Source organism: Streptomyces canus (assembly GCF_041435015.1).
Taxonomy (GTDB): Bacteria; Actinomycetota; Actinomycetes; order Streptomycetales; family Streptomycetaceae; genus Streptomyces; species Streptomyces canus_G.
The window spans coordinates 1-11,722 of record NZ_CP107992.1; the positions used below are offsets into that span (position 1 = coordinate 1).

Annotated in this window: 1 protein-coding gene and 3 pseudogenes; all 4 read right to left on the bottom strand. The window is 72.4% G+C overall.

Going from position 1 to position 11,722, the window contains the following annotated elements; all coding sequences use genetic code 11:
* Positions 1-68: 68 nt before the first annotated feature.
* Positions 69-3,764 (bottom strand): annotated as a pseudogene (locus OG841_RS48395) (SDR family NAD(P)-dependent oxidoreductase); the annotation flags it as partial.
* 150 nt (positions 3,765-3,914) lie between these two features.
* A pseudogene (locus OG841_RS48715) lies at positions 3,915-5,444 on the bottom strand (type I polyketide synthase); the annotation flags it as partial.
* Between the two features lie 86 nt (positions 5,445-5,530).
* Positions 5,531-8,068, bottom strand: coding sequence for a type I polyketide synthase (locus tag OG841_RS48720; RefSeq protein WP_442759707.1), 2,538 nt, complete (start codon positions 8,066-8,068; stop codon positions 5,531-5,533).
* Positions 8,051-11,540, bottom strand: a pseudogene (locus OG841_RS48725) (beta-ketoacyl synthase N-terminal-like domain-containing protein); the annotation flags it as partial. The gene OG841_RS48720 and the pseudogene OG841_RS48725, both read right to left, overlap by 18 nt.
* Between the last annotated feature and the right edge of the window lie 182 nt (positions 11,541-11,722).

The following is an 11,722-nucleotide window of genomic DNA, read 5'->3' on the forward strand; positions in this document are numbered from 1 at the left end:
ACCGCCTCCGGATCCGGATCGTAGATCCCCAGGCTCTCCCAGCGCTTGGGCAGCCCGCCCACCGCATCCCCGCCCGACGACAGCAGATCCCAGAAGCCCTCCGGCGTGTCGATGCCGCCGGGAAGCCGGCAGGCCATCGACACCACGGCAATCGGCTCGTCGCCTGGTGTGCGTCGGGAGCGGCGGGTGGTGGTCGGCTTGGCGCGGCCGGTCAGTGCGAGCTTGTCGAGGAGGAGTCCGGCGATGGCGGTCGGGGTGGGGTAGTCGAAGGCCAGGGTGGCGGGTAGTGACACTCCGGTCTCCGCTGACAGGCGGCGGCGCAGTTCCACTGCCATCAGGGAGTCGATGCCCAGGTCCTTCAGGACCTGGTCCGGGCCGAGAGTGGTGGCATCGGAGATGCCGAGCACGACGGCGGCCTCGGTGCACACCAGACGTGCCAGCTCCTGACGACGCCCGCCCTCCGACAACACGGCGAGACGATCACGGAACGAGGAGGGCTGCACGAGTGGCCCGCCCACCTGCCGCAGCCGGGACCGTACGAGACTCCGGAACCTCGGAGCAAGGGCCGTGCCCTGGTCCGCGGCCCTCTGCAGTGCCGCCAACTCCAGCTTGACCGGCGCGACATGCGCCGAGTGGGTCTGGGCCAGGGCGGCGTCGAGCAGCCGCATTCCGTCCGGGACGGAGAGGGCACCGATGCCCTGGCGGCGGATCCGGGCGAGTTCGGCGTTGCCGAGGTGGGCGGTCATGCCGAGTCCGGCCTGCTGCCACAGGCCCCAGGAGAGGCTGACGGCGTGTTGTCCGTTGGCGCGTCGGTTTTCGGCGAGGGCGTCGAGGAAGGCGTTGGCGGCGGCGTAGGTGCTCTGCCCCGGGGTGCCGAGCACTCCGGCGGCGGAGGAGAAGAGGACGAAGGCGGTGAGGTCGTGGTCGTGGGTGAGTTCGTGGAGGTGGAGGGCGCCGTCGATCTTGGGGGCGAGGACGCGGGTGAGGCGTTCGGTGGTCTGGGTGGTGATCAGGCCGTCGTCGAGGACGCCGGCGAGGTGGAAGACACCGGTCAGGGGGCGGTCCAGGGATGCGATCAGGGCCTGGGTGTCGTTGCGGTCGGTGATGTCGCAGGCGCGGATGTCGACGGTTTCGGCGCCCGCGTCCTGGAGGGTGGTGACCAGCTCGTCGCAGCCGGGGGTGTCCAGGCCGCGGCGGGAGGTGAGTACCAGGTGGCGTACGCCGTACTCCCGTACGAGGTGCTCCGCGACCTGTCGGCCCAGCTCACCGGTACCACCCGTCACCAACACCACACCATCCGGACCGAACTCCGGACCCGACACCCGCTCACCGGCCACCGCCCGCACCAGACGTACGGCGCAGATCTCACCGTCGCGTACGGCGATCTCGGGCTCGTCCGCGGTGAGTTCGAGCGCCTCGACGAGCAGGTCCGAGCCCGCATCGAGGTCGATCAGACGCACGGAACGCTCGGGGTGCTCAGCCGCGGCCGTGCGGACGAGACCCCACAGCGGGGCGTGGGCGAGATCAGCAGCGGCGGTGCCGACGGCACGGCGGGTCACCCAGACCAGCTCCGTCGCCTCCAGATGATCCTCCCCGAGCAGATGCTGGAGCGTGAGCAAGGCCTCCTCGGCAGCCCGTACGGGGCCACCCTCGAGGGGGCGCGTGGCGTCGATCAGGATCCGGGACGGCACGGTCTCGCGGGCCAGGAGTGCGTCGACGTCGGCGAACACGTCGACGCCGAGGGCCGGACCGAGCCCGGAACACGCACCGAGCACGACATCGTCGTGCTCGGCCGCCGGTCCGTCGCCAGCTGCCGCCGTACGTGCGGTGTTCAGGGGTTGGAACTCGACCTGGTACAGGTGCTCCACCCGCTCGGCGATCCGCAGCTGGGCGGAGCTCGCCTCACGCAGGCTCAGTTCACGGATCGAGGCCACCGGGCGTGCGGTCGCGTCCACGACATGTATATGCGCGCTGGAAGCCGTCTGGTCGAGTTCGACCTGGACCCTCAGTTCGGATCCGCCCCTGGCGAGCAGCTCGGCGCCGCTCCACTCGAAGGGTAGTACGACGGCTGCGTCCGGGCCGCGCAGCGCGGCCACTGCGTGCAGGGCGGCGTCGAGGAGGGCCGGGTGGATGCCGAACTCGTCGGGTGCGATGCCCTCCGGCAGGCGGACGAGGCCGAAGGCGCGGTCGCCCGCGCGCCACAGCTCCCGCAGTCCCCGGAAGGACGGACCGTAGGCGAGGCCCTGCGCCTCGAACTTCTCGTAGTAGCCGTCGAGGTCGAGCTGTTCCGCCCCGGGGACCGGCCAGTGGGCGAGTGCGTCGAACCCGGTGCCGTCGCCGGAGGGGGCGTCGAGGAGCTCGCCGATCGCGTGTCGGCGCCAGACGCCGTCGAGGGAGTCCTCCGCTTGGCTGTAGACGGCGACGGACCGGCGGCCGTCGGTGCTCGGGCCGACCACAACCTGGAGCCGCACCGCGTCACGCACGGTCAACGGTTCCATCAGGGTCAGCTCTCCCACCTCTGCCGCGCCGACTTCGTGGGCGGCGGTGAGGGCGAGTTCGAGGAGTCCGGTGCCGGGGGCGAGGGGGGTGCCGAAGACGGCGTGGTCGGTGAGCCAGGGCTGTTCGGTGGGGGAGAGGCGTCCGGTGAGCAGGTGTCCTTCGCCGTTGGCGAGGGGGGTGACCGCGCCGAGCCAGGGGTGGGTGGAGGTGTGCAGGCCGAGGGAGTCGGCGTCACCGTGTCCGCGGCCGGTCTCGGTCCAGAAGTGTTGGTGTTGGAAGGGGTAGGTGGGGAGGTTGGTGGGGGTGGTGGGGGTGGGGAGGGTGTGGGTCCAGTTGAGGGGGTGGCCGTGGGTGTGGAGGAGGGTGAGGTTGTGGTGGAAGCGGGTCAGGTTGCCGTGGTTGCGGGCCAGGGTGGCGGTGACCAGGCCGTGGTGGGGGGTGGCGGCGTCGGTGAGGGGGATGGCCAGGACGGGGTGGGCGCTGATTTCGATGAAGGTGGTGTGGCCGTTGGCCAGGAGGTGGTTGAGGGCTTGGTCGAAGCGGACGGTTTCGCGCAGGTTGCGGCACCAGTAGGTGGCGTCGAGGTGGGTGCCGTCGGTGATGTGTCCGGTGACGGTTGAGTAGAAGGGGATCTGGCCGGGGCGGGGGGTCAGGTTGGTGAGGTTGTCGGCGAGGGTGGGCAGGAGGGGGTCCATCTGGGCGTTGTGGGAGGCGTAGTCGACGTTGATGGTGCGGGCGTAGATGTCCTGGGTTTGCAGTTGTTGGACGAGTTGGTGGAGGGCGTCGGTCTGGCCGGAGATGACGGTGGAGGTGGCGGTGTTGACTGCGGCGATGGACAGGGCGGGGCCGTAGGGGGCGATGTATTGCTCGACCTGGGCCAGGGGTCGTTCGATCAGTGCCATGCCGCCTTGGCCGGCGCAGGCCAGGACGGCTTGGGAGCGTTGGGCGGCGATCTGTGCGCCTTGTTGCAGGGTGAGGGCGCCGCTGACGACGGCGGCGACGACCTCGCCCTGGGAGTGGCCGATGACGGCGGCGGGTTCGATGCCGCGTGAGCGCCATAGGGCGGACAGGGCGATGCCCATGGCGAAGAGGGCGGGCTGGACCACGTCGACCCGGTCGACCGGAGGGTGCGTGCTGTTGGGGCCGGGGTCTGGGCTGGTGAGGACGTCACGCACGGACCAGCCGGTGTGGGGCAGTAGTGCGGTGTCGCAGGCGTCGATGGCCTGGGCGAAGACGGGGTCCTGGTGGTAGAGGTCGTGGCCCATGGCCTGCCACTGGCTGCCCTGGCCGGGGTAGACGAAGACGATCTTTCCGGTGGGGCGGGCTGTGCCTGTCACCACGTTCTCGTGGGTCCGGCCCTCGGCCAGCGCCCGCAGGCCGGCGATGGCCTGCTCGGCAGTGGTGGCCAGTACACCGGCACGGACGTCGAAGTGGGTGCGGGAGTGGGCTGCTGTCAGGGTCGCTTCCCGGAACGAGGTCTCGTTCTGGTTCTCGAGCCAGTCGGCCCAGCGGGCGGCCTGGGCGCGCAGTGCGGCTTCGCTGCGACCGGAGACAAGAAGGGGGAGTGGGTGGTCGATCGGGGCGGGGGTGGGGGCGGTGGCCTCTGCGGCGGGTGCTTCTTCGAGGATGAGGTGGGCGTTGGTGCCGCTGAGGCCGAAGGAGGAGATGCCGGCCCGGCGGGTGCGGTCGCCGCGTTTCCAGTCCTGGTTGTGGTGCAGGAGTTGCAGGTTGCTGGTGTTCCAGTCGATGTGGGGGCTGGGCTGGTCGGCGTGGAGGGTTTTGGGCAGGGTCTCGTGCTGGAGCGCGAGGACCATCTTGATGACGCCGATCGCACCCGCCGCGGCCTGGGCGTGGCCGATGTTCGACTTCGACGAACCCAGATAGACCGGCCGGTCGGTGTCGCGGGTGGGGCCGAAGACCTCGGCGAGTGCGCCGGCTTCGATGGGGTCGCCGAGGGTGGTGCCGGTGCCGTGGGCCTCGATGGCGTCGATGTCGGCGGGGCTCAGGCGTGCCGCGGTCAGGGCGTCTTGGACCACGCGCTGCTGGGAGGGGCCGTTGGGGGCGGTCAGGCCCTGGCTGCGGCCGTCCTGGTTGACGGCCGAGCCACGGATGACGGCCAGGACGGTGTCACCGTCCCGCTCGGCGTCGGAGAGCCGCTTGAGGACCAGGATCCCCGCACCCTCCGCCCAGCCCACGCCATTGGCGTCCGCCGAGAAGCTCTTGCAACGGCCGTCGGGGGAGAGCCCCTTGAGGCGGCTGAACTCCACGAACGTCGCGGGCGTCGACATCACGGTGACGCCACCGGCCAGGGCGAGGCCGCATTCTCGGGTCCTGAGCGCGGCGACGGCGAGGTGCATCGCGACCAGGGAGGACGAGCAGGCCGTGTCGATGGTGACTGCGGGGCCCTGGAGACCGAGCGAGTACGACACCCGGCCACTGATCACACTGCTCGCATTGCCCGAGTTCACATAGCCGTCGAGGGCGTCGAGGTCGTGGTTGTGGAGGTTGTCGTAGTCGGAGCCCATGGTGCCCAGGTAGACGCCGGTGCGGCTCTCGCTCAGGGACTCGGGGCGGATGCCGGCCCGTTCCAGGGCCTCCCAGGCGGTCTCCAGGACGATCCGCTGCTGCGGATCCATCGACTGGGCCTCACGCGGGGAGATCCCGAAGAACTCCGCGTCGAACCCCTCCACATCGGCCAGGAAGCCGCCCTCACGGGCGTAACTCTTGCCCACCGCCTCCGGATCCGGATCGTAGATCCCCAGGCTCTCCCAGCGCTTGGGCAGCCCGCCCACCGCATCCCCGCCCGACGACAGCAGATCCCAGAAGCCCTCCGGCGTGTCGATACCGCCGGGAAGCCGGCAGGCCATCGACACCACGGCAATCGGCTCCGTCCGCTGAGCCTCCAGGTCGGCCGCTCGCTTCTGGAGCAGACGAATCGCGGGCAGTGCCGCTTCCATCCGGTCAGGGGACGTCATACTCATCGATCAGCCTTTCTGGGCGGGACGGGGAACGGTGCGGGTGCGCGTGCCGGTCAGAGGGCCTCGTCGCCGACCGACGCGAGCAGGGCGTCGAGCTCCGCGTTGATGTCGTTGACGGACCGTTCCTCAAGACGGGGTGCCGTGTGCGGGGCGCCGGTCCGGGCCTCGGTGGGCCGCTGCCCGCCCTCTGTGGTCGTGTGGGCGGGCGTGCGCCGGGCGAGGTCCACCAGGAGTTCGAGCAGCCCGCTGCGGTGAAGGTCGTCCGGGGTGACCTGGTCGAGGACCCAGCCGAGGACGGACGCGGGGTCGTCGGACGGTGCGTCCTGGCGCGCACTGTCCGCAAACTCCAGCCGAGTGAGGACCAGTCCGGCGACGGCGGCCGGTGTGGGGTAGTCGAAGGCCAGCGTGGACGGCAGGGACACCGAGGCGGCGGCGGCGACGCGGCGCCGCAGTTCCACGGCCATCAGAGAATCGAGGCCCAGCTCCTTGAGTACCTGGTTCGGTGTCACGGAGGTGGCGTCGTCGAGTCCCAGCACCACGGCGACCTCGTGCAGCACGACCCCGGTCACCAGTTCGGTCCTGCGGTCCGGGGACAGGGGGAGCAGCCGTTCCCGCAACGTGTCGGAGTGCTCGGTCGCCTCGGCGGCTCTGCGGAGCCGCGGCCGGATCAGCGAGCGCAGGACCGCGGGTGCCTCGGCGCCTTCGTCGAGCTGCCGGGCTGCCGCGGCCAAGTCCAGCCGGATGGGTACGTGGGTGGCGTCCGGCAGGCGCATTGCCACGTCGAGGAGGTGCAGTCCGTGCTCGACCGGCATGGGGGCGATGCCCTGGCGGCGCATGCGTGAGATCTCCGCCTGGCCGAGGTGCGCGGTCATGCCGGTGCCGCCCTGGCTCCACAGGCCCCAGGCGAGGCTGGTCGCGGCCAGGCCTTCGTGGTGTCGCCGTACGGCGAGCGCGTCGAGGACGGCGTTGGCGGCGGCGTACGTGCTCTGCCCGGCGGTGCCGAGCACACCGGCCGCGGAGGAGAACAAGACGAAGGCCTTCAGGTCCTGGTTCCGTGTCAGTTCGTCGAGGTGCAGGGCGCCGTGCACCTTCGGTGCGAAGACGCGCGCCAGACGCTCGGGGCTCTGCGTCGTCACCAGGCCGTCGTCGATGACGCCTGCGAGGTGGACGACGGCGGTGAGCGGGTGCTCGGCGTCCACGGTGGCGAGCAGTGCGGCCACGTCGTCCTTGACGGCCACGTCGCAGGCGACGGTACGCACGCTCAGTGCGCCCGCCTCGGCCAGCTCGCGAGCCAGGTCCGCGGCGTCCGGTGCGTCCGGGCCGCGCCGGGAGGCGAGGATCAGCCGGCGTGCGCCGTGGGTGCCGATGAGGTGGCGGGCGACAGCGCGGCCGAGCTCGCCGGTGCCGCCGGTGAGCAGGACGGTGCCGTCCGGGTCGAGCGGGGAGGCCGCGTCCTCCGGGATGTCCGCGGCGGCGCGGACGAGGCGAGGGGCGAGGAAGTCGGCCCCGCGCACGACGAGTTCCGGCTCTCCCAGGACCTGAAGGGCGCGGTTGACCGAGCCGTCGGCCGGCCCGTCGAGTTCGATGCCGCGCAGCACCCGGTCCGGGTGCTCGGCGCGGGCGGCACGGAGCAGACCGCGCAACGCCGCGTGGCCGAGTTCCGGCCTCCCGGAGGGTGAGGCGTCCGGTCCGGGGCCGCTCACCCAGGTCAGTTCGGTGTTCTCCAGGCGCGGTTCGGTAAGGAGCCCCCGCAGCAAAAGGAGTGCTTCCGCGATCGCCTCGTGGACGGCCGTGTCAGGGCGTCCGGTCGCGCCGGTGGCGTCGACGATGATGCGCTGCCACGTCGGGGCACCGCCGTCGAGGGCGGCAAGGAGGGCGTCCGCGTCCGGCAGGGTGTCGGCGCCGAGAGTGCGGGCGAGGTCGCCGGTGCCGCCGAGGACGAGGGTGGTGGGCCGGTCGGCGGACCTCGGCGCCGACTCGGGCAGCTGCTGGAGTTCGAGCCGGTACAGGTCCTCGATCCGGGTGTGGGTGGCGGCCCTGAGCAGTTCGGCGTTCGCCCGGCGCATTTCGAGGCCGCGTATCCGGGCCACGGGGGCGCCGGCGGGATCGGCGAGGAGGACCGTCAGGCGGCAGCCGGTCTCCGTGGTCTCGACGTCGACGCGGACGCGCAGTTCGCTGCCGCCGGTGGCGTACAGCTCGACGCCCGACCAGGCGAACGGCAGCAGCACGCCGGTGGTGTCCCCGTCGCCGTCCGGCACCGCCTTCATCACGTTGAGCGCCGCGTCCAGCAGGGCGGGGTGGATGCCGAAGGCATCGGGCGTCACCCCGTCGGGCAGTCGTACGAGGCCGTAGGCCGTGCCGTCGTGGTTCCACAGCTCGGCGGTGCCCCGGAACGCCGGGCCGTAGTCGACCCCCTGTGCCCGGAAGCGGTCGTAGAAGCCGTCCGTGTCGATGGACCGGGCGCCGGGGACCGGCCAGCGGCGCAGTGCGGCGAAGGGCGTGGCGGTGTTCTCGTCCTGTGCTGCGGCGAGTTCACCGGTCGCGTGCAGGGTCCAGTTCTCCTGGCCCTCCGGGCGGCTGTGGATCGTCACCGGCCGCCGGTCGTTCCCGTGCCCGGCGGCTGCGACGAACACCTGGACGTGGACGGGGGTGGCGGGCGGCAGGACGAGCGGGGCCACGAGGGTGAGGTCCTCGATCCCGGCCGCGTCCGACCGGTGTGCGGCCGCCAGGGCGAGTTCGAGCAGTCCGGTGCCGGGCACGACGACCTGGCCGAACACGCTGTGTCCGGCCAGCCAGGGCTGCTCGGCGAGCGAGAGTCGGCCGGTGAAGACCTGGCCGGATCCGCCTGCGAGCGCCGTCCGGGCGGCGAGCCACGGATGCGCCGGGTCCTCGAGACCGAGGGCGGCGGCATCCAGGGCGGGGGCTGTCGGCTCGGGCCAGTGGAGGGTGCGCCGGAAGGGGTAGGTGGGGAGTTCGACGCGCTGGGCGGCGGTGCCGGCGAAGAACCGTTCCCAGTCCACGGTGACGCCGTGAGCGTGGGCGCGGGCGATCGCCCCGACCAGCGTCCGGGACTCCGGGCGGTCCTTGCGGAGGACCGGCATCACCGCGGTGGTGGCCTCCAGGCCCGCTTCCGCAAGGCACTCCGCGATCATCGCGGAGCCGGTGCCGTCGGGGCCGAGTTCGACGAAGCGGGTCACTCCCGCCTCCAGAAGCGTCCGCACCCCGTCGGCGAAGCGGACGGCCTCGCGTACGTGCCGGACCCAGTACTCCGGCCCGCGCACCTCGTCGGTGACCAGCCGGCCCGTCACATTGCCGACGAGACCGATGGTCGGCGCACCGTACGTCATCGTCGCCGCCACCGAGGCGAACTCGGCCAGCATCGGATCCATCAGCGGCGAGTGGAAGGCGTGCGAGACGGCGAGCTTCCGGGTCTTGACGCCCCGGGCGGACAGCTGTGCGCCGATCTCGTCGACCGCGGCGGCGGCGCCGGACACGACCACCGACCCCGGTCCGTTCACGGCGGCCAGTCCGGCCTCGTGCGCATGGCCCGCGAGCAGCGGTATCACCTCGGACTCGGAGGCCTTGACGGCGAGCATCGCGCCGCTGGCGGGCAGGGCCTGCATGAGTCGGCCGCGGGCCGCGACCAGGGCGCAGGCGTCGTCGAGGGACAGCACGCCGGCGACGTGCGCGGCGGCCAGCTCGCCGACGGAGTGTCCGAGGACCTGGTCCGCGGTGACGCCCCACGACTCGACGAGCCGGAAGAGGGCGACCTCGACCGCGAAGAGAGCCGGCTGGGTGAATTCCGTACGGTCGAGGAGCGCGGCCTCGGGGGTGCCCGGGGCTGCGAAGACGACGTCCCGCAGCGGGCGGGGGAGGAGCGGGTCGAACCGGTCGCACACTGCGTCGAAGGCGGCTGCGAACACGGGGAAGTCCCGGTGGAGCTCCTGGCCCATGCCGACCCGCTGGGTGCCCTGTCCGGAGAAGACCAGGGCCGTTCGGCCGGTCAGTGCCGTACCTGCGGCGACCGTGTCCGGCAGAGGCCGGGCCTCGGCGAGCGCGCGTACGCCGGCGAGGAGTTCCTCGCGGTCGGCGCCGGTCACGGCGGCCCGGTGGTCGAAGGCGGTACGGGTGGTGGCCAGCGACCGTGCCACCTCGGTCACCGTCACCCGGGGGCGGCGGTCCAGGTGGTCGGCGAGGCGAGCGGCCTGCTCGCGGACCGCCGCCGCGTCGCGGCCGGACAGCAGCCATGGCACCGCGGGGAGGTCCGTGCCGGTCCGGGGCGCTTCGGGGGCATCGGCCTGCTCGGCCTCGGGGCCTTCGAGGATGACGTGGGCGTTCGTCCCGCTGATTCCGAACGACGAGACGCCGGCGCGGCGCGCTCCGTCGCCGGCGGGCCATGCCACCGGCTCGGTCAGCAGGCGTACGCCGCCCGCGGTCCAGTCGACGTGTGAGTTCGGCTCGTCGGCGTGCAGGGTGCGGGGCAGCTCGCCGTGGCGCAGGGCCTGCACCATCTTGATCACTCCGGCCACGCCCGCGGCGGCCTGGGTGTGGCCGATGTTCGACTTCACACCGCCCAGCCACAGGGGCCGTTCGGCCGGTCGGGACGTCCCGTACGTGGCGAGCAGGGCCCGTGCCTCGATCGGGTCGCCGAGCCGGGTGCCGGTGCCGTGCGCCTCGACCGCGTCGACGTCCGCGGGGCCGAGTCCGGCGTCGGCGAGCGCAGCCCGGATGACGGCCTGCTGGGCGGCGCAGTTGGGGGCGGTGAGGCCGTTGCTCGCGCCGTCCTGGTTGACGGCGGTGCCGCGCACCAGGGCGAGCACCGGGTGGTTGTTGCGGCGGGCGTCGCTGAGCCGCTCCAGGAGCAGCAGACCGCTGCCCTCGGCGAATCCGGTGCCGTCCGCGTCCTCGGAGAATGCCCGGCAGCGCCCGTCGGCCGACAGTCCGCGCTGTCGGCTGAACTCGACCAGCAGGTTCGGCGTGGCCATGACGGTAGCCCCGCCCGCGAGCGCCAGGGAGCATTCGCCCCGGCGCAGCGCCTGCACCGCCAGGTGCAGCGCCACCAGCGAGGAGGAGCAGGCGGTGTCGACGGTCACGGCGGGGCCCTGGAGGCCGAACGCGTAGGCGATGCGGCCGGACAGGACACTGGCCGCACCCCCGGTCAGCGCGTGCCCCTCGGTGCTGCTGCGGCCGGTGACGAGGGACGCGTAGTCCTGGCCGTTGGTGCCGACGTAGACGCCGGTCGTGCGGTCCTGCACCGACTCCGGGATGATGCCGGCGCGTTCGAACGCCTCCCACGCGCCCTCCAGCAGCAGCCGCTGCTGGGGGTCCATCGCCAGCGCCTCGCGGGGCGAGATGCCGAAGAAGGAGGCGTCGAACTCGCCGGCCGACTCGACGAATCCGCCCGCGTTCGCGTAGACCGTGCCCGGGTTGTCGGGGTCGGGGTCGTAGAGGCGGCCCAGGTCCCAGCCGCGGTCGTCGGGGAAGGGGCCGATGGCCTCCGCGCCGTCCGCCAGCAGCTGCCAGAAGCCCTCGGGAGTGGTCACGCCGCCGGGCAGCCGGCAACTCATCGCCACGATGGCGATCGGCTCCCGCTCCTTCAGCTCGGCCTGGCGGATCTGCTCGCGCGCCGCGCTCAGTTCACCGGTGACACGCTTGAGGTAGTCGCGCAGCTTGTCTTCATTCGCCATGTCAGAGTCCGAACTTCTCGTCGATGAACTGGAACAATTCGTCGTCCGACGCGTCGTCGAGCTGCTGCGACACGTCCGCCGCGGGCCGCGTCACCAGCTCCTCCAGCCGCCGTGCCGCGCGGGAGAGCCGTTCGTTCTCGCCGTCGGTCAGCTCCGTGGCGTCCAGGGCGGCGAGCGCCGCCTCCAGTGCGTCCACGCCCGTGTCGGCCCGTGCGGCGACGCCGAGTTCGCCCAGCAGGTGCTCGGCCAGCGCGGCCGGGGTCGGGTGCTCGAAGACGAGCGTGGCGGGGAGCCGCAGTCCGGTCTCGGCGTTGAGCCGGTTGCGCAGCTCGACGCCGGTCACCGAGTCGAACCCGAGCTCCTTGAACGCCCGCTTCGTGTCCACGGGCTCCTGTGGCCCGTAGCCGAGCACCGTCGCGGTGTGGGCACGGACCAGCTCGAGGACCGGCTCGGTCCGCCGGGTGGCCGGCAGCACTTCCAGGCGCTGGCGGAGCGTGGGGCCGACGGGGGCGCCGACCGCCGGGACGGCGGCGGTGAGTTCGCGTACGTCGGGCAGGT